The sequence below is a fragment of the Pseudomonas fluorescens genome, assembly GCF_900636825.1.
GTDB classification, from domain to species: domain Bacteria; phylum Pseudomonadota; class Gammaproteobacteria; order Pseudomonadales; family Pseudomonadaceae; genus Aquipseudomonas; species Aquipseudomonas fluorescens_BG.
Genome location: NZ_LR134318.1, coordinates 3,320,244 through 3,339,427 on the forward strand (window position 1 = coordinate 3,320,244; position 19,184 = coordinate 3,339,427).

The window sequence follows — 19,184 nt, forward strand, 5'->3', positions numbered from 1 at the left end:
ATCCGCTTTTTATAGCCAGACCTGAGTCTGTTCTGTAAACAGATCGACGCTCATAGTTCACCGGCCTGATGGAGGCTGATGAGCGAACGACCATGAGCGAACGAATCCCCGTCCGAAGCGTAGAAGCGACGCCAATCATTAAACGTGTGCCGGGTCGCCCGACCACGGCGGCGACCCGGTCCAGCGACAACCAGATCCACACCCGCAGCTTCACCGGCCTGTTTCGCTCCCTGCGCCTGAGCGGTGCCGGATTTCTGTTTCTGCTGTTTTTCGGCACCGTGTGGCTGAACTGGGGCGGGCGTCAGGCGGTCCTCTGGGATCTCTCCGAAAGCAAATTTCACATCTTCGGCGCCACGTTCTGGCCGCAGGATTTCATTTTGCTCTCGGCGCTGCTGATCATTGCCGCGTTTGGCCTTTTCGCCATCACCGTGTTCGCGGGGCGGGTCTGGTGCGGATATACCTGTCCACAGAGTTCGTGGACGTGGATTTTCATGTGGTGCGAGAAAATCACCGAAGGCGAACGCCATCAGCGAATCAAGCTGCAAGCGGCGCCGTGGAGCTTCAACAAAGTGGCGCGGCGTGCGGCCAAGCACACGCTGTGGCTGGCGATCAGTGTCATCACTGGCCTGACTTTCGTTGGTTACTTCACGCCAATCCGGCCGCTCGCGGAAGAATTGCTGACTTTGCAAATCGGCGGCGTCAGTCTGTTCTGGGTGCTGTTTTTTACCGCGGCCACCTATATAAACGCCGGTTGGCTGCGGGAAGCGGTGTGCATGCACATGTGTCCGTATGCGCGGTTCCAGAGCGTGATGTTCGACAAGGACACCCTGACGATTGCCTACGACGCGGCGCGTGGCGAACACCGTGGCCCGCGCAAACGCGAAGCCAATCCGCTTGAGGCGGGCCTGGGCGATTGCATCGACTGTCAGGTATGTGTGCAGGTGTGCCCGACCGGCATCGACATCCGCGACGGCTTGCAGATGGAATGCATTGGTTGCGCGGCGTGCATTGATGCCTGTGACTCGATCATGGACAAAATGAATTATCCTCGCGGGCTGATCCGTTACAGTTCCGAGCGCGAATTGCAGGGTGACAAGACACATTGGCTGCGCCCGCGCTTGATTGGCTACATGGCGGTGCTGCTGGTAATGGTCGGCGCGTTGGTGCTGGCGTTGGTCGAGCGGCCGATGGTGTCGCTGGACGTGACCAAGGATCGCGGATTGTTCCGGGAAAATGCCCGGGGCCAGATCGAGAATATTTACTCGCTCAAGGTGATCAACAAGACCCAACAGCAACAGGAATATCGCTTGGGCCTGGTGGATGGCAACGGCTTCGAGTTACACGGCAAAACCCAATTGAGCCTGGCGCCGGGGGAAATTGTCGATGTACCGGTGTCGGTGGCGATGACCACCGAACGCCCGACCAGCAGTTCGCAGACCTTGAGTTTCAGAATCGAGGACAGTGATGAACCACAGGTTCACAGCGTGGCCAAGAGCCGGTTTGTGGCGCCGATGAATCGCTGATCCATTAAGCTGCTGCCGCTTTTAACCGACGATACAGCACCTGTGGCGAGGTAGCTTGCTCCCGCTTGAGTGCGCAGCGCTCACAAAGTGTAGGGTTGCTGCGCAACCCAGCGGGAGCAAGCTCCCTCGCCACAACGGCAAGCCGAATACAGTCCATTGCGGAATACCGATGAAACGCTACGAAAAATTCGCCGAAGACATCGCTGAACTGATCCGCTCCGGCGTGCTCGGCCCCGGCCAGCGCGTGCCTTCGGTGCGCTACGCCAGCCAGACCTACGGCGTCAGCCCGTCGACGGTGTTCCAGGCCTATTACCTGCTGGAGCGCCGTGGTCTGATCCGCGCTCGTCCGCGCTCCGGCTATTTCGTCAACACCCATGCGCCGAGCCCGTTTTCGGAGCCGGTGATCAGCAGCCAGGTCAACGACTCCACCGACGTCGATGTCAGCGAATTGGTGTTCTCGGTACTCGACTCGATCAAAGACCCCAACACCGTGCCGTTCGGCTCGGCGTTTCCCAGCCCGATGCTGTTCCCGCTGCAACGCCTGTCGCGCTCGCTGGCCAGCGCCGCACGGGAGATGGATCCGCGCATGGTCGTCACTGACATGTCGCCGGGCAACCCGCAATTGCGCCGGCAGATCGCTCTGCGCTACATGGTCGGCGGGCTGATGTTGCCGATGGAAGAACTGCTGATCACCAATGGCGCCCTCGAGGCATTGAACCTGTGCCTGCAAGCGGTCACCGAACCGGGCGATCTGGTCGCCATCGAAGCCCCGGCGTTTTACGCCAGCCTGCAAGTGCTGGAACGTCTGAAACTCAAGGCCGTGGAAATTCCCGTGCATCCGCGTGACGGCATCGACCTCAACGTGCTGGCGCAAACCCTCGAACGCCACCCGGTCAAGGCGTGCTGGTGCATGACCAGTTTCCAGAACCCGATGGGCGCGACCATGCCGGAGGCGAAGAAACAGGAATTGGTTGAGCTGTTGCGCCGCCATCAGGTGCCGCTGATCGAAGACGACGTTTACGCCGAACTCTATTACGGCCAACACGCACCGAAACCGGCCAAGGCCTTTGACACGGAAGGCTTGGTGATGCATTGCGGCTCGTTCGCCAAAAGTCTTGCGCCCGGCTACCGTATTGGCTGGGTGGCCGCCGGACGCTATGCACAGAAAATCGAACGACTGAAATTGATGACCTCGCTGTGCGCGTCAATGCCCGCGCAGGCGGCGATTGCAGACTATCTGCAGCACGGCGGCTACGACCGCCATCTGCGCAAGTTGCGCTACGCACTGGAAGAGCAGCAAAGCGCCATGCTCGCCGCGATCGCCCGTTATTTCCCGGCGCAAACACGCGTAAGCCAGCCGGCCGGCGGCTATTTTTTATGGCTGGAACTGCCGCCAGAGACGGATTCGCTGAAGTTGTTTCAAATGGCATTGGCGCAAGGCATCAGCATCGGACCTGGCCCGATTTTCTCGCCGACGCAGCGATTCCGACACTGTATTCGGCTGAACTATGGAAGCCCGTGGACTGAGGACTCGGAAAAGGCCATGGAAACGTTGGGGCGGATTGTGCGGTCGTTCTGATGGTTTGATGTCGAATGCGCGGGCCTCATCGCTGGCAAGCCAGCTCCCACAGGTTACTTGGTCGCTCACACATTTTGTGTACGCTGAAGATCCCTGTGGGAGCTGGCTTCTAACGCCCGCCCCCGAGATCGACAAACGTCCCGGTCGCATATGAAGCCTTGTCCGACAGCAGCCAGATGATCGCCTCAGCCACTTCATCCGGACGCCCGCCGCGCGCCATCGGGATAGCCGATTCGAGTTTGCTGACCCGATCCGGGTCACCGCTCAAAGCGTGGAAATCGGTGTAGATATAGCCTGGGCGCACCGCATTGACGCGTATGCCTTCACCGGCCACTTCCTTGGACAGGCCGATGGTGAAGGTGTCGAGTGCGCCTTTGGAGGCGGCGTAGTCGACGTATTCGTTTGGCGAGCCCAGCCGCGCAGCCACCGAAGAAACGTTGACGATACTGCCGCCCTGCCCGCCATGTTTGGGCGACATGCGCAGAATCGCATGTTTGGCGCAGAGGATCGGCGCCAGAACGTTGGTCTTCATGATTTTCAGAATGCGGAATTCGGACATTTCATCGACCCGCGATTTTTGCCCGACGGTGCCGGCGTTGTTCACCAGCGCGGTCACCCGGCCCAACTCGCTGTCGACGCGCTGGAACATCGCGATCACCTCGTCCTCAATGCTGACGTCGGCGCGTACTGCGATGGCTTGTGCGCCCAGGCCTCGGACTTGTTCCAGCACGTTTTGCGCGGCTTGTTCATCCGACTGATAGTTGATGCAGATCCGATAGCCCTGCTCGGCGGCCAACAACGCCGTAGCGGCGCCAATCCCGCGCCCGCCACCGGTGATGACAATGACTTTTTCCATGCTGGCCTTTTCCCCCAAGTGCACACGTAACAGTCGGGGAAAGGATAACCGCCATTGGCGGGTTTTGCATGGGCTGTGTCAAAGGCTCAAATGTTGATCTTTTCAGGCGGTTTAACAACATTTATGGCAAGGGAGCTGTGGTCTCTGACCACCGCCAACCGCTGCCCGCGCACGATGTCCTGCATGAAGCGCTCCGCCGGCATCGGATGCCCGAGCAGATAACCCTGCAACGAATCACAGCCCAGTTTCGTCAGGAAATCCTGCTGCGCATCGGTCTCGACGCCTTCGGCGACGATGCGCAGATCCAATGCCTGACCGAGCGCGACGATCGCCGAAACGATCGCGGCATCATCACCGTCATGCTCGAGATCGCGGACGAAGCCACGGTCGATCTTCAGTTCATTGGCCGGCAGACGCTTGAGGTACATCAGGCTGGAATAGCCCGTGCCAAAATCATCGATCGACAGGTCAACGCCCATGTCCGACAACTCCTGCAACACCGTCATGCTCGCATCGGCGTCGCTCATCGCCGTGGTTTCGGTGATCTCCAGCGTCAGGCTGTTGGCCGGCAGATGGTGAGTCGCCAGCGCATTGGCCACACTCTGCACCAGACCGGCGTGGCAGAACTGCAATGCCGAGAGGTTCACCGCAATGCGCCAATCGGTGTAACCGAGCACATACCATTCGCGCATCTGCCGGCAGGCTTCGTTAAGCACCCAGTCGCCAATCGGAATGATCAGGCCGGTCTTTTCCGCCAGATCGATGAATTTGTCCGGCATCAGCATGCCATGCACCGGATGCTGCCAGCGCAACAGCGCTTCAGCCCCCACCGGACGACCGTTGGCGGCATCGAACTTGGGCTGGTAATAGAGGCTGAACTGGCTGAGCTCCAGCGCCGCGCGCAGGTCCTGGAGCAACTGCAATTGCTTGCGCGCGTTGCTGTTCATCGATGCGTCGAAGAAGCTATAGCCGTTCTTGCCGCCGTTTTTGGCGTGATACATCGCAGCGTCGGCGTTCATCAGCAGTTCCTGAGCATTGTTGCCGTTGCCCGGATACAGGGCGATGCCGACGCTGGCGGAAATCTGCAGGTCATGTTCAGTAACGCGGAAGGTTTGGCCGATCAAGCCGACCTGGCGCGCGGCAAGGCTCAAGGCATCGTTGGGCTCGCTCAGGCGCACCAGCAAAACGAATTCATCGCCGCCGATGCGCGCCAGCGTGTCCTGACTGCGCAAGTCTTCGCGCAGACGCAGGCCGACTTCGCGCAGCAACTGATCGCCCATGTGATGGCCAAACGCGTCATTGACGGGCTTGAAGCCGTCGAGATCGATGAACATCAACGCGAAACAACCGCCCTGCTCTGCAACCTTCTTGATCGCCTGATTGATCCGGTCATCGAGCAGCATGCGATTCGGCAAACCGGTCAGCGGATCGTGCAGTGCCAGTTGGATGAGTTCGCGGTTGGCCACCGTCAGCGAGTGCGCCAGATCAGCGGTGCGCGCTTCCAGACGGGCATCGAGAATCGAGGTCAGCAAGGCAATCGATAGCACCGCCAGCGTGGTAATCACCACCAGACTGTCGAGGCCATTGCCTTTCAGGCCATTCAGCGTCGCGCCGCAGAAACTGCCCTCGGGAAATTGCGCGGCGGCCATGCCGGTGTAATGCATGCCGACGATCGCCATGCCCATGATCACCGCGGCGCCAGCGCGAATCAGCCGCACGAACGGTGAGTGCTGACGCAGGCGAAACGCAATCCACAATGCCGCCGCCGAGGCGCCGACGGCAATGAGCAAGGAAGCGCTGAACAGCGTCGGGTCGTAATCGATGCCGGGCGTCATGCGCAACGCGGCCATGCCGGTGTAGTGCATCGCGCTGATGCCCGAGCCCATGATCAGTGCACCAAACGCCAGTTGCGCCAGTGGCAGCTTCGGCTGGCTTACCAGCCACAGGGCAAAACCGCAGGAGAGCATGGCAATCAGCAGGGATAGCGCGGTCAGGGCAAAGTCATAGCCCCGAGCAATGGGCAATTTGAAGGCGAGCATGCCAATGAAATGCATCGACCAGACGCCCACGCCCATCGCAAACGCGCCCCCCGCCGTCCAGAAATGCACGGCCCGGCCCTTTGCCGTGGCGATGCGCCCGGTCAGGTCAAGTGCCGTGTAGGAAGCGAGGATCGCCACGCACAACGAAATGAAAACCAGAGTGAAGGAGTAGCTGCCGATGAGCATGGACGTTCTCGTGACGACCCGTAACCGTACTGCTTCCATTCTCGGTTGGGCAAATGCGGCGATTGTACTGATTGCGCGGAAGAACGCACTGACAAAGTGAGCATATTGCCATCAAGCCGATGAAACGCTTGTTTGATCGTCCTACAAGGCTCTGAAGTGGGCTTTCAGCACTGAGCCCGCGCCGCACACAAATCCCTGTGGGAGCGAGCCTGCTCGCGAAGGCGTCAGCACATCCAGCACCTCGCTGGACTGACTCACCGCTATCGCGAGCAGGCTCGACCCCACAAATTCAGCGGCTGTCGCTGATGTCCATCTGACCATCCCAGCCACCGCCCAGCGCGGCAATCAGCTGCACGCTGGCAATCAGACGATTCTGCAAAATATTCAACACCGTACGCTCGTTGCTCAACGCCGTGGCTTGCACCACGACCACGTCGATGTAGGCGATCAACCCGGCCTTGTACTGGTTTTCCGTGAGGCGCAGGGAATCACGCGCGGCATCCAGCGCTTCCTGACGCACCGCCGCTTCATCCTCGTACACCTTGAGCTGCACCAGATAGTTTTCCACTTCGCGGAAACCGTCGAGCACAGTCTGGCGATAGCGGGCGACCGTTTCGTCATAGGCCGCTTCGGTGCGGTCGACTTCCGCCGAACGAATCCCACCGTCGAACAGCGGTAACGACAATTGCGGCCCCACCGACCAGAACCGGTTCGGCAGGCTGATGAGGTTTTTCGAGGTACTGCTGCTGTAGCCACCGCTCAGGCTCAGGGTCAGATCCGGGTAATAAGCTGCTTTCGCCACGCCGATATTGGCGTTGGCAGCAATGACCGAACGCTCCGCCGAGGCGATATCGGGGCGGCGCTCGAGCAACTGCGATGGCAGGCTCAACGGAATCTGCGGCAGGTTCGGAATGCTCTGCGATTCGGCGATACTGAAATCCGCCGGCGCCTGCCCGGTGAGCACCGCAATCGCATTCTCGAACTGCGCGCGCTGCCAGATCAGATCGACCAGATCCGCCTGGGTGCTCTTCAACTGCGTTTGCGCCTGTGCCACCGCATCACGCCCCGAAACGCCCGCGCGATATTGGTTCTGGGTCATCTTCAGCGAGCGTTCATAGGCGACGACAGTAGCTTCGAGCAAGCGCTTCTGCTGGTCGATCACACGTAATTGCAGATAGTTCTGCACCAGCTCCGACTGCTGGCTCAGACGCATCGCCGCCAGATCGGCAAAACTTGCCTGCGCGCTGGCCTCATCGGCCTCCAGTCCGCGACGCAGTTTGCCCCATACATCCGCTTCCCAACTCACGCCCAACTGCGCGTTATAGGTGTCGCGGATCCCGCTGGAGGAACTGCTCAGGCTCGAACTGCTGCTGCCGGTGCCTTGGCTGGAGCGAGTTTTGCCGACGCTCAGATCGACATTCGGATAGAACGTCCCGCGCGTACTGCGAACCAGCGCCTGCGCCTGACGGAACTGCGCCTCCGATTGCGCGACGGTCTGGTTGGCGCTGTTGAGTTTCTCGATCAGCCCGTTGAGCTGTTGATCACCGTACAGCTCCCACCAGGCACCGCGCGCCAGCGAATCACTGGGATTGGCCTGACGCCAGCCTGCGGCTTCCTTGTATTGAGCGATTTCGGCGGTCGCCGGGCGCTGATAGTCCGGGCCCACAGCGCAGGCACTGAGCATTGCCACGCACAGTGACAGGCTCAATAAACGCGAGCCGCGCACAGGAGCCAGATTGAAAAGCGAACGGTCGGTCATAGCGGAGTTTCCAGAGCGGCATCAGTACGCACGCCACGCCATTTGTTGAAGCGATGGCGCAGCTTGTCGAGATAGAGGTAAACCACGGGCGTGGTGTAAAGCGTCAGCACTTGGCTGAACACCAGCCCGCCAATAATGGTCAGGCCCAATGGCTGGCGCATTTCTGCGCCTTCGGCACGGCTGAGCAGCAACGGCAACGCGCCGAGGATGGCTGCCAGCGTGGTCATCAGGATCGGTCGCAGCCGTTGCAGGCAGGCACTGCGGATCGATTCCAGTGGCGTCATGTTTTGATGACGCTCCAGTTGCAGCGCCAGATCGATCATCAAAATGGCGTTCTTCTTCACCACACCGATGAGCAGGAACAGGCCGAGCAAGGAAATCAGGCTGAATTCACCGCCCAGCACATAGATCGACAGCAACGCACCGACACCGGCCGAGGGCAGGGTCGAGAGAATCGTCAGCGGGTGAATGTAGCTTTCATACAGCACGCCCAGCACCAGATACACCGCCAGCAGTGCGCCCAGAATCATGAACGGCTGACTTTTCTGCGTGGCAGCAAACGCATCAGCGGTACCGGCCATTTTCGCGATGACGCTTTCGGGCAAGCCGACCTTGGCGATCGCCCGTTCAATGGCGGCACCGCCCTGCTCCACCGTGACGCCCTCGGCCATGTCGAAGGCGATGCTTTCCGAGGCGAACTGACCTTCGTGGCTGACGCGGTCGTCTTCGAGGCTGTTTTCGTAATGGGCAAAGGTCGACAGCGGCACCCTCGCGCCGTCAGCCGTGATCACTTGCACTTGTTTGAGCGTGACCGGGTCCTGGGCGTATTTCTGATTGACCTCCATCACCACCTGATACTGGTTGAGGCTGTCATAGATCGTCGAAATCTGCCGCTGACTGTAGGCGTTGTTCAGCACCGCAGTGACCATGTCCATGTCGACGCCCAGACGCTTGGCCTGATCGCGGTCGACAATCAGCGTCACCTGCTGCGCGCCGGCACCCTCGCGGGCATCGATGGCGGTCAACTCGGGCAAGGCGCGCAGTGCGGCGACGACTTTCGGATACCACTTGCGCAACTCGCCCAGATCACCGCTTTGCAGGATGTAGCTGTATTGCGATGTCGTCTGCTCGCGGCCGCCGCCGAATTGCAGGTCCTGATCCGCCATCAGCATCAACTGCGCGCCCGGTACCTTGGGCATTTCCTTGCGCATGCGCTCGATGACTTTCTGCGCCGAGATCTGACGGTCGTTGATCGGTTTCAGGCGCACCAGCATGAAGGCATTGTTGGTGCCGTTGGTACCGCCGATGAACCCGGCAACGCTTTCCACAGCCTCGTCCTTGAGCACGGCCCGACGGAAAATCTCCATTTTCGGTTGCATGACGCTGAACGACAGACCGTCATCGCCGCGCACGAACCCGATCAATTGCCCGGTGTCCTGCTGCGGCAGAAAGGTTTTTGGCACCACCACATACAGCGCGACGTTGACCCCGACGGTAATCAACAGGCTGAGCAGGGTCAGGCGCCGATGGCGCAACACCCAGTCTAGGCTGCTGGCATATTTGCCGACCATCCAGTCGTTGGCGTGGCGACTCCAGCGCTGCAAGCGGTTTTCCTGGCCCGGCGTATGGGGCTTGAGCCAGCGTGCGCAAAGCATTGGCGTCAGTGTGAGCGACACCACCAGCGAGGCCACAATGGCTGCCGCCAGGGTGATGGAGAATTCGCGGAACAGGCTTTCGACAATTCCGCCCATGAACAGAATCGACAGGAATACCGCCACCAGCGAGACGTTCATCGACAGCAAGGTAAACCCGACTTCCTGGGCGCCGAGATACGCCGCCTTCATCGGTTTCACGCCGTCGTCGATATGCCGGGAAATGTTTTCCAGGACCACGATGGCGTCGTCCACCACCAGCCCGGTCGCCAGGATCAGCGCCATCAACGACAGGTTGTTCAGCGAAAAACCGTACAGGTACATCACTGCAAACGTGCCGACCAGCGACACGGGCACTGCCAGTGTTGGAATCAGCGAGGCGCGGAAATTACCGAGGAACAGGAACACCACCAGAATCACCAGCGCTACGGCGATCAGCAAGGTCATCTCGGCTTCGTGCAACGTTGCCTTGATCACCGGCGAGCGATCCATTGCCAGATTCAGTTTCACGCTGGCGGGCAGTACCGCTTGCAGCGCTGGCAACTGCGCCTTGATCTCGTTGACGGTCTCGATGATGTTGGCGCCGGCCTGGCGGTTGATCACCAGCAGCACCGCCGCGTCATCGTTGAAAAAGCCGCTGTTGTAACGGTCTTCGACACCGTCGCTGACCTTGGCTACGTCCTTGAGGCGCAGCGCCGCGCCGTCGGCGTAATGGATGATCAGTGATTCGTAATCCTTGGCTTTCTCCAACTGGTCGTTGGCCTGAATCTGCCACAGGCGCTGATCGTCTTCGACCGAGCCCTTGGGCCGGCGCACGTTGGCTTCAGCGATGGTCTTTCGCACGTCATCGAGCGCCACGCCGTACTGGTTCAGTGCCTGCGGTTCGAGTTCAATGCGCACCGCAGGAAGCGAACTGCCGCCAATCTGCACCTCGCCCACGCCCTGCACTTGCGACAGGCTCTGCGACAGAATGGTCGAGGCCAAATCGTAGAGCTGGCCTTTTTCGAGGACGTCCGAGGTCAGCGACAGCACCATGATCGGCGCTTGTGAAGGATTGACCTTTTTGTACGTGGGCATGCTGCGCATGCCGCTCGGCAGCAGATTGCGCGAGGCGTTGATGGCTGCCTGCACTTCTCGCGCCGCGCCGTTGATGTCGCGGTCGAGGTCAAATTGCAGAATGACCCGCGTCGAACCCTGGCTGGAACGACTGCTCATGGTATTGACCCCAGCGATGGCGCCAAACGAGCGTTCCAGTGGCGTCGCGACGGTGGAGGCCATGACTTCGGGACTGGCGCCGGGCAGGCTCGCCTGCACGACGATCACTGGAAAGTCCATTTGCGGCAGTGGCGACACCGGCAGCAGACCGAAGCTGACACCGCCCAGCAACATGATTGCCAGGCTCAGCAGCATGGTCGCAACCGGGCGCTTGATGAAGGGACCGGACAGATTCATCGAGTCTCGTGCTCCCCGCACGCCTCTGTGGGAGCGAGCCTGCTCGCGAATGCGATCTTACATCCAACACAGGCGGAGACTGACGCACCGCTTTCGCGAGCAGGCTCGCTCCCACAGGGGCGATGTGTTCCGGCCTTCATGCTGGCACCTCTTCCGCGTCAGCCTTGGTCTTGCCAAAGCGCCGACCGAGGCGGTCGAAATACAGGTAGATCACCGGGGTGGTGAACAGCGTCAGCACTTGGCTCACCAGCAGTCCACCAACCATCACCAGGCCCAGCGGCTGACGCAATTCCGCCCCGGAACCGGTGGCGAGCATCAACGGCACCGCGCCGAACAGGGCCGCCAGCGTGGTCATCAGAATCGGCCTGAAACGCAGCAGCGCCGCTTGGTAGATCGCCTGCTCCGGCGCCATCCCTTGGGTACGCTCGGCGTCGAGGGCGAAGTCGATCATCATGATCGCGTTTTTCTTGACGATACCGATCAGCAGGATGATGCCGATGATCGCGATCATCCCCAGGTCATTGCCACTGAGCAGCAGTGCCAGCAAGGCGCCGACCGCCGCCGAGGGCAATGTCGAGAGGATGGTGATCGGGTGGATGTAACTCTCGTAAAGCACGCCGAGCACGATGTACATGGTCACTACCGCCGCCAGAATCAGCAGCAAGGTACTCGACAGCGACGCCTGAAACGCTTCCGCAGCGCCCTGGAACTGGGTCTGCACGCCAATCGGCATGCCAATGTCTTTCTGCACCTGTTCGATCACCTCCACCGCGTGCCCCAAGGCAACACCCGGCGCGAGGTTGAACGACATCATCACCGCCGGAAACTGACCGATGTGGGTGATTGCCAACTGCGCCTGACGTTGTTCGACGTGGGCCAGACTCGACAGACGCACCTGCGCGCCATCGGTGGTCTTGACGTGGATCTGATCGAGCGCCTGCGGGCCGATCTTCTCGCCAGACTGAGCCTGCAGCACCACGCGGTACTGGCTGGCCTGGGTGTAGATCGTCGAAATCTGCCGCTGACCGAATGCGTCATAGAGCGCATCGGTGATGTTCGACACCGAGACACCAAGGCGCGATGCGGCATCGCGGTCGATCACCAGATAAACCTGCAAGCCCTTGTCCTGCAAATCGCTGGCGACGTCGGTGAGTTCCGTACGCTGGGCCAGGGCCTCGACCAATCGGCCACTCCATTCACTGAGCAATGCGGCGTCCGGGGAAGACATGCTGAACTGATACTGGGTGCGGCTGACCCGATCCTCGATGGTCAAGTCCTGCACCGGCTGCATGAACAGCCGGATGCCGACCAGTTTGTCCACTTGCGGTTGCAAACGGGCGATCACTTCGGAGGCGGTCAGGTCACGCTGGCCATGGGGTTTGAGGTTGATCAGCAAACGGCCGCTGTTGAGTGTGGAGTTGTCGCCGTCGACGCCAATGTAGGAAGACAGGCTCTGGACCGCCGGATCCTCGAGAATGATCCGCGCCAGTTCCTGCTGACGCTCGCCCATGGCCGCGAAGGAAATCGATTGCGGTGCCTCGGAAATGCCCTGGATGACGCCGGTGTCCTGCACCGGAAAGAAACCCTTGGGTACGATCAGATACAGGAACACTGTCAGCGCCAGCGTGCCGATAGCCACCAGCAACGTCAGCGGTTGATGCTTGAGCACCCACTGCAGTTTGCGTCCGTAGCCAGCGATCATCCAGTCGATGAATGCGCCGCTGGCACGGTAAAAACGGCCTTGCTCATGCGCTTCCGGTTCACGCTTGAGCAACCGCGCGCACATCATTGGCGTAAGCGTCAGCGAGACCACCAGCGAAATCAGGATGGCCACCGCCAGGGTGATCGCGAACTCACGGAACAAACGCCCGACCACGTCGCCCATGAACAGCAACGGGATCAGCACCGCAATCAGCGACAGCGTCAGGGAAATCAACGTGAAACCAATCTGCTTGGCGCCCTTGAGCGCCGCCTGCATGGGGCTGTCGCCCTCTTCGATGTAACGCGAAATGTTTTCCAGCATGACGATGGCATCGTCGACCACAAATCCCGTGGCGATGGTCAGCGCCATCAGCGTCAGGTTGTTGACCGAGAACCCGGCCAGGTACATCACGCCAAAGGTGCCGATCAGCGACAGCGGCACGGCCACCGACGGGATAATTGTCGCGCTGGCACGGCGCAGGAACAGGAAGGTCACCATCACCACCAGCGCAATGGCGATCAGCAATTCGTGCTGCACGTCGGTGACCGAAGCGCGGATGGTCTGGGTGCGGTCGGTGAGCACCGCGACATCGAGGCCGGCCGGCAGGTTGTCGGTGATGCTCGGCAGCAGCGCCTTGATACGGTCGACTACCTCGATCACGTTGGCACCGGGCTGTCGCTGGATGTTCAGCAATACCGCCTGATTCTGGTTGGCCCAGGCGGCGAGACGCTCATTCTCCGCACCATCAACGATTTCCGCGACGTCTTTGAGCCGCAACGGTGCGCCGTTCTTGTAGGCGAGAATCAGGTTGGCGTATTCCTCGGGCGACGTCAGCTGGTCGTTGGCGTCGAGCATGGACACCCGTGTCGGGCCGTCGAAGTTACCTTTCGGCTGGTTGACGTTGGAAGCGCCGATCAACGTGCGCACATCCGACAGGTTCAGGCTGTTGGCTGCCAGCGCTTCCGGGTTGACCTTGATGCGCACAGCCTGGCGCTGACCGCCGGCAATGCTGACCATGCCGACACCGCTGATCTGGGCGATTTTCTGCGCCATGCGCGTATCGACCAGATCGTTGAGTTTGGGCAGCAGCATGGTTTTCGAGGTAATGGCCAGGGTCAGCACTGGCGTGTCCGCCGGGTTGACCTTGTTGTACACCGGTGGTGCCGGCAGATCGGTTGGCAGCAGGTTGGTCGCGGCGTTGATCGCGGCTTGCACCTGTTGTTCGGCAACATCCATGTTGATGTCGAGGCTGAAGCGCAGGGTCAGCACCGAAGCGCCGCCGGAACTGGTCGAGGCCATTTGTGTCAGGCCCGGCATTTGTCCGAACTGACGTTCAAGCGGCGCCGTCACCGCACTGGTCATGACGTCCGGACTGGCGCCGGGATACAGGGTCATGACGCGGATGGTCGGGTAATCGACCTGCGGCAATGCAGACACCGGCAACAGGCGATAAGCAATCAGACCGGCCAGCACAATGGCCAGCATGCTCAGCGTCGTGGCTACCGGTCGGAGGATGAACAGCCGCGAAATGTTCATGCGCCCTTCTTGGCCTTGTCAGTGACGGCAGCGTCCGGTGCATTGGCGGCGGACTTCCCTTGCAGATGTTCAGTCGGAGTGGTGGGCACCTGGTTGCTGTCGTTGACCACCTCCACTTCGCTGCCTTCTTTCAAGCGGTCCGTACCTTCGAGCACCACGCGATCACCAGCGGCCAGGCCTTCGGTGACCACAGTATTTTCGCCGTCACTGGCGCCGACCTTGAGCTGGCGAATGGTGACTTTCTTGTCGCCCTCCAGCGCATAGACGAACGTGCCGTTGGTACCGAATTGAATGGCCGCGGTCGGTGCCAGAACGACGCCCTTGAGGGTATCGGCCAGCAGGTGAACGTTGACGAACTGGTTGGGGAACAGCGCCTGATCACGGTTTTCGTAGCGCGCCTTGAATTTAAGAGTTCCGGTGGCGACGTCGATCTGATTGTCGAGGCTTTGCAAAACGCCGCTGGCCTGCAGTTTGGTGTCGCCGCGATCCCAGGCTTCGGCAGGCAGTTTGGCGCCGCTGCGATAACGGGCGAGTACGGTTTCGAGGCTGTTTTCCGGCAGGGTGAACGCAACGCTGATCGGTTGCGTCTGGGTAATCACCGCAAGGAACGTGGTGTCGTTGGCGGTGACCAGATTACCGACGTCGACCTGGCGCAGACCTACACGCCCGGCAATCGGTGCGCGGATCTTGGTGAATTCCAGATTGAGCTTGGCATCGTTGACCGCAGCCTGATTGGTTTTCACCGTGCCCTGATATTGACCGACCAGCGCTTCAGCGGTGTCGAGGGTCTGTTTGGCGATGCTGTCTTCTTTATACAAGCCGCGATAACGCTCGACATCGACCTGAGCGTTCTTCAGTTGCGCCTGATTTTGCAGCAGCGTGCCTTCCGCCTGGAGCAAGGCGTTCTGGTAAGGGCGCGGGTCGATCTCCGCGAGCAAGTCGCCCGCCTTGACCATCTGGCCCTCTTCGAAATTGATTTTCACCAGCTCCCCGCCGACCCGACTGCGCACGTTGATGGTGTTCAGCGCAGTGACGGTACCCAACGCTTTGTAATACAGCGGGAAGTCGCCGGTAACCGCCGGCGCGACACGCACCGGAATTGGCCCGGTGCCACCGCCGAAGCCTGGCCGTGTCATCCCCGAGCGCCCGGTGTGCCCGGCAGCCGCTTTCTCACCGCCCTCTTTTTGGGCGGTACCGGCCGGCCAGAATTTCCAGCACAGAACGGCAATGACCAACAGGACAAGCAGGCTGATCAGCCAGCGACGGGATTTGCGGGGAGACGATTGCATGGAGTGATTAACCATTGGGCGCGTGGGCTTCTTTTACGGGAGGCTGAACGATAAGCACTGGTGGTGAATTAGCAAAGCAGCTTTACCGGCAATTTACCTTCCACTTACGTTTCAGGGTGTAACGCAAAACACTGATACACAAATGAAAACGGCCTGGGCAGGGCCAGGCCGTCAATCATTGTAAAAGCCTTACTTGAGAACGGACAGTGCCGCTTCGTAGTTAGGCTCTTCAGCGATTTCCTTGACCAGTTCGCTGTGCAGGACGTTGTCGTTTTCGTCCAGAACCACTACCGCACGGGCGGTCAGGCCTTTCAGCGGACCGTCGGCAATCGCCACGCCGTAGTTTTCGATGAACTCGCTGCCGCGCAGGGTCGACAGGTTCTGGACGTTTTCCAGACCTTCAGCGCCACAGAAACGGGCCTGGGCGAATGGCAGGTCAGCGGAAATGCACAGCACCACGGTGTTGCTGATGTCGTTGGCCTGAGCGTTGAACTTGCGCACGGAGGTCGCGCAGGTCGGGGTATCAACGCTTGGGAAGATGTTCAGCACTTTGCGCTTGCCGGCGAAGTCCTGGAGGGTAACGTCAGACAGATTGCCGGCGACCAGAGAAAAGGCTGGCGCCTTGGAACCGGCTTGTGGCAATTGGCCGTTGACTTGAACCGGATTGCCTTTGAGGGTGACTTGAGCCATGACTTGAGTCCTTCTGATGTTTTTGATTGGAAAGCATGCAAGAGGCCGAAGTTAACCACGAAATGCCGCGCCAACCTATGCCCCGTTGAAATTGTCAGGCTCAAAAGCAAAAAATTGTATACAAAACCACCCCCATGTAGGAGCTGCCGAAGGCTGCGATCTTTTGACTTCGGTTTATAAAACAAGATCAAAAGATCGCAGCCTTCGGCAGCTCCTACAAGGGATGTATTTGTCGCGGATTGTCGATTTCGGCCCTGCCCGTTCGACTATGCACCGAAATCCCTTCATTCCGAGGAATACCGCCATGCGATTCATGATTCTGGTAAAGGCCAGTGCCGATTCTGAAGCGGGCGTCATGCCGAGCGAGCAGTTGATCACCGAGATGGGCAACTTCAACGAGCAGTTGGCCAAGGCTGGCGTTCTGGTTGATGGCGAAGGCCTGCATCCCAGCAGCAAAGGCGCCCGCGTGCGCTTTTCCGGTGACCAGCGCACGGTGATCGATGGCCCGTTCATCGAGACCAAAGAACTGGTCGCCGGCTATTGGGTCTGGGACGTGAAGTCCAGGGAAGAAGCCATCGAATGGGTCAAGCGCTGTCCGAATCCGATGCCGGGCACCGAGGCCGAAATCGAGATTCGCCAGATCTTTTCAGCGGAGGATTTCGGTGCGGAGTTCACCCCGGAGGCGCGGGAGCAGGAAGAACGAATTCGGCAGATGGTAAAAAAATAGTGGAGCGCCGTACCCCCTATAGCTGACAGGGTGCAACGTCCTCACTAGGCCTTTCCTCAACCAATAACGCTTGAGTACCCAATCGTCCGGAAACCCGTGCACAAGACCGAAGAATTAATCCATTCGGCTGGATAACTGCCGATTTGCTGCTAGCGTCAATCAGACGCGTCCTACAGGCTTGATAAAAAAGGGATTACGCCGTAACGGCCGACAAGTGCCAAGTTGTCCATAAGCCACCAGGGAATCGGGGATGATGTGCAATCGAATGGGGAAAGCTCTGTTTTTGGCGAGTTCGCTTGCGGCTGCGTCCAGCGCGCAAGCGGATAACGCCGAGGACTCCAATAAAAGCAACAACCCGCTGAGTGTGGCGCCCGGTGCCAATCTGCAGGATTACTACACCCCCAAACTCTACGACAGCAACGCGCATACCAATGACGTGTTGTTACGCGGCACCCTGCCGATAGCCCCCAACGATTTCATCGGCGTGCCGCAACTGGTGCGCGCCACGTTACCGTTCAGCACCCGCCCCGACCCTCATGACGGTTACAGCACCGGCATGGGTGATCTGAATCTGTTCGACATCTTCATTCTGAAAACCGACGGTGTGCAGCTCGGCATCGGCCCGCTGATCACCGCGCCGACTGCCGCCCAGGACGAACTCGGCACCGGCAAATGGCAAGGTGGTCTGGCAGCCGTGGCCATCGACGCCACCCCGCGCGGCCTGCTCGGTGCGTTGGTGCAATATCAGAGTTCCTTCGCGGGTGACAGCGACCGCGCGCATGTCGAGAGCGCCACCTTCCAGCCGTTCATCATCCATAACCTGGAGAAAGGCTGGTATCTGCGTTCCACCGCCACCTGGACATTCGATCTGAAAAACAACACCCACTACATTCCGCTAGGCCTGGGCGTCGGCAAGGCCTGGAAGGCGGGCACCAACATCCTCAACGCTTTCGTCGAACCGCAATGGACAGCAGACCGCAAGGGCGATGGGCTGCCGCAATTCACGCTGTACGCAGGCATCAACGTTACGTTTGGCAAATGAGGTAATGGTTATGCGAGGAACGCTCAAGGTCGCCGGCTACAGTTTGATGGTCATGTTCGTCAGCTGCGGGGTCGGGGCTCAGGATTCAAGCGCCCGCTCGCCTATTGACCGGGCCGCTGTCAGCGCTGTGCCCGAGCCGCTGCCGACGCTGAACCTGTTCGACACCTTTTATAGTCAGTACATGAAGCGGAGTCGTTGATGGTCAAGCCTTGCGATGTGCGCCCGTTACTGGCGCTGTTGATGATTGCCAGTCCTCTGCTTCATGCAGCCGAGGGCGGCGTGGGGCGGCCGATTACCGGTCAGCAGGTGTTTTCCAACGCCGGGATCGTCCCGCCGGAGCCGGGCTGGGTGACATCGGTGACCAGCATCTGGTACGACGGCTCGCTCAAGGGCAGTAAAGGTGTACCGATTTCCGGCGCGATCAGCGGCGGGATCGACATGAAAGTCTCCTACACCATGGCCAACTTCACCCATGTCTGGGACACCGGAAAGGGTCGCTGGAATTATGCTTCGGCGGTTGGCGTGCCGGTGCAATACACCGACATTAAAGCCAGCATCACCGGCCCGCGCGGACGTACTCTGGGCGACAGCGACTCGGGCACGCAATTCGCCGACGCGCTGATTACGCCCATCGCCGCCGGATACCACTTCGATGAGCTGAATCACCTTTCGCTGTCCCTGCCGATCTACGTGCCGACGGGCGCCTACAACGAAAACCGTCTGGCCAACCCCGGACAGAACAACTACACGTTCATGCCCACCGTGGCATTCACGCATCTGGACGGCAAGGGCGGCGAACTGACCCTGTCCAGCGGCCTGCAGCTCTATACCGAAAACGATGCCACGGACTATCGCAACGGCAACATCTTCACCCTCGACGCGCTGTGGACCCATGGCCTGGGTGATGGCTGGAGTGCAGGTGTCGCGGCCGGCTACATCCAGCAACTCACCGATGACAAGGGCCAGACCGCGGACACTTTCAACGGTTATCGCGGCCGCTCCGTCGGTGCCGGCCCCGTGGTCGGCTGGGCCGGCAAGTTCGCTGATGCGCAAGCCAACATTAGCGTGCGCTGGGTCCCGGAATTCGACACCAAAAACCGCCCCGAAGGCAATGGTTTCAGCGTCAATCTGACTCTGGCGTTTCTCTAGACC

Annotated in this window: 12 protein-coding genes; 5 read left to right on the forward strand and 7 right to left on the reverse strand. The window is 60.0% G+C overall.

Features of this window, described 5'->3' with window-relative positions:
• The first annotated feature begins 92 nt into the window (after positions 1-92).
• Positions 93-1,523, forward strand: a complete 1,431-nt coding sequence (ccoG, locus tag EL257_RS14905) for a cytochrome c oxidase accessory protein CcoG (RefSeq protein WP_126363774.1) — start codon at positions 93-95, stop codon at positions 1,521-1,523.
• 169 nt (positions 1,524-1,692) lie between these two features.
• Positions 1,693-3,102 (forward strand): GntR family transcriptional regulator MpaR, encoded by a 1,410-nt coding sequence (gene mapR, locus EL257_RS14910; RefSeq protein ID WP_126363776.1) that lies wholly within the window; start codon positions 1,693-1,695, stop codon positions 3,100-3,102.
• Positions 3,103-3,211: 109 nt separating this feature from the next.
• Here mapR and EL257_RS14915 read toward each other — a convergent pair whose 3' ends face one another.
• The 7 genes from EL257_RS14915 to tpx all read right to left on the reverse strand — a co-directional run bounded on the left by EL257_RS14915 (position 3,212) and on the right by tpx (position 16,263).
• Positions 3,212-3,958, reverse strand: a complete 747-nt coding sequence (locus tag EL257_RS14915) for an SDR family oxidoreductase (protein WP_126363778.1) — start codon at positions 3,956-3,958, stop codon at positions 3,212-3,214.
• Positions 3,959-4,044: 86 nt separating this feature from the next.
• Positions 4,045-6,183, reverse strand: a complete 2,139-nt coding sequence (locus EL257_RS14920; RefSeq protein WP_126363780.1) for a putative bifunctional diguanylate cyclase/phosphodiesterase — start codon at positions 6,181-6,183, stop codon at positions 4,045-4,047.
• A gap of 289 nt (positions 6,184-6,472) precedes the next feature.
• Positions 6,473-7,942: an efflux transporter outer membrane subunit gene (locus tag EL257_RS14925; RefSeq protein ID WP_126363782.1), complete on the reverse strand. Its 1,470-nt coding sequence runs from the start codon at positions 7,940-7,942 to the stop codon at positions 6,473-6,475.
• A complete protein-coding gene (locus EL257_RS14930; RefSeq protein ID WP_126363784.1) occupies positions 7,939-11,046 on the reverse strand; it encodes an efflux RND transporter permease subunit in 3,108 nt (1,035 codons plus the stop codon). Before EL257_RS14930 ends, EL257_RS14925 begins: the two co-directional genes overlap by 4 nt.
• A 136-nt stretch (positions 11,047-11,182) precedes the next feature.
• Positions 11,183-14,284, reverse strand: a complete 3,102-nt coding sequence (locus tag EL257_RS14935) for an MdtB/MuxB family multidrug efflux RND transporter permease subunit (RefSeq protein ID WP_126363786.1) — start codon at positions 14,282-14,284, stop codon at positions 11,183-11,185.
• The gene (locus tag EL257_RS14940) at positions 14,281-15,588 is read right to left on the reverse strand and encodes an MdtA/MuxA family multidrug efflux RND transporter periplasmic adaptor subunit (RefSeq protein ID WP_126363788.1); all 1,308 of its coding nucleotides are present in this window, start codon (positions 15,586-15,588) and stop codon (positions 14,281-14,283) included. Before EL257_RS14940 ends, EL257_RS14935 begins: the two co-directional genes overlap by 4 nt.
• Before the next feature lie 174 nt (positions 15,589-15,762).
• The gene (gene tpx, locus EL257_RS14945; protein WP_039760445.1) at positions 15,763-16,263 is read right to left on the reverse strand and encodes a thiol peroxidase; all 501 of its coding nucleotides are present in this window, start codon (positions 16,261-16,263) and stop codon (positions 15,763-15,765) included.
• A gap of 304 nt (positions 16,264-16,567) precedes the next feature.
• Here tpx and EL257_RS14950 point away from each other — a divergent pair, with 304 nt between their 5' ends.
• The 3 genes from EL257_RS14950 (at position 16,568) to EL257_RS14960 (ending at position 19,181) form a co-directional block, all read left to right on the forward strand.
• Positions 16,568-16,990, forward strand: a complete 423-nt coding sequence (locus tag EL257_RS14950; protein ID WP_126363790.1) for a YciI family protein — start codon at positions 16,568-16,570, stop codon at positions 16,988-16,990.
• Positions 16,991-17,243: 253 nt separating this feature from the next.
• Positions 17,244-18,032 carry a hypothetical protein gene (locus EL257_RS14955; protein ID WP_126368136.1) on the forward strand — a complete coding sequence of 263 codons (789 nt, stop codon included), beginning with the start codon at positions 17,244-17,246 and terminating at the stop codon, positions 18,030-18,032.
• A 198-nt stretch (positions 18,033-18,230) separates the two neighbouring features.
• Entirely contained in the window at positions 18,231-19,181 is a 951-nt protein-coding gene (locus tag EL257_RS14960) for a SphA family protein (protein WP_126363792.1), read from the forward strand.
• Positions 19,182-19,184 lie beyond the last annotated feature (3 nt).

What these genes read in the sequence shown, in the direction of transcription:
- ccoG (WP_126363774.1), top strand. Translation starts at nt 93, where the DNA reads ATGAGCGAACGAATCCCCGTCCGAAGCGTAGAAGCGACGCCAATCATT.
- mapR (WP_126363776.1), top strand. Translation starts at nt 1,693, where the DNA reads ATGAAACGCTACGAAAAATTCGCCGAAGACATCGCTGAACTGATCCGC.
- EL257_RS14915 (WP_126363778.1), bottom strand. Translation starts at nt 3,958, where the DNA reads ATGGAAAAAGTCATTGTCATCACCGGTGGCGGGCGCGGGATTGGCGCC.
- EL257_RS14920 (WP_126363780.1), bottom strand. Translation starts at nt 6,183, where the DNA reads ATGCTCATCGGCAGCTACTCCTTCACTCTGGTTTTCATTTCGTTGTGC.
- EL257_RS14925 (WP_126363782.1), bottom strand. Translation starts at nt 7,942, where the DNA reads ATGACCGACCGTTCGCTTTTCAATCTGGCTCCTGTGCGCGGCTCGCGT.
- EL257_RS14930 (WP_126363784.1), bottom strand. Translation starts at nt 11,046, where the DNA reads ATGAATCTGTCCGGTCCCTTCATCAAGCGCCCGGTTGCGACCATGCTG.
- EL257_RS14935 (WP_126363786.1), bottom strand. Translation starts at nt 14,284, where the DNA reads ATGAACATTTCGCGGCTGTTCATCCTCCGACCGGTAGCCACGACGCTG.
- EL257_RS14940 (WP_126363788.1), bottom strand. Translation starts at nt 15,588, where the DNA reads ATGGTTAATCACTCCATGCAATCGTCTCCCCGCAAATCCCGTCGCTGG.
- tpx (WP_039760445.1), bottom strand. Translation starts at nt 16,263, where the DNA reads ATGGCTCAAGTCACCCTCAAAGGCAATCCGGTTCAAGTCAACGGCCAA.
- EL257_RS14950 (WP_126363790.1), top strand. Translation starts at nt 16,568, where the DNA reads ATGCGATTCATGATTCTGGTAAAGGCCAGTGCCGATTCTGAAGCGGGC.
- EL257_RS14955 (WP_126368136.1), top strand. Translation starts at nt 17,244, where the DNA reads ATGTGCAATCGAATGGGGAAAGCTCTGTTTTTGGCGAGTTCGCTTGCG.
- EL257_RS14960 (WP_126363792.1), top strand. Translation starts at nt 18,231, where the DNA reads ATGGTCAAGCCTTGCGATGTGCGCCCGTTACTGGCGCTGTTGATGATT.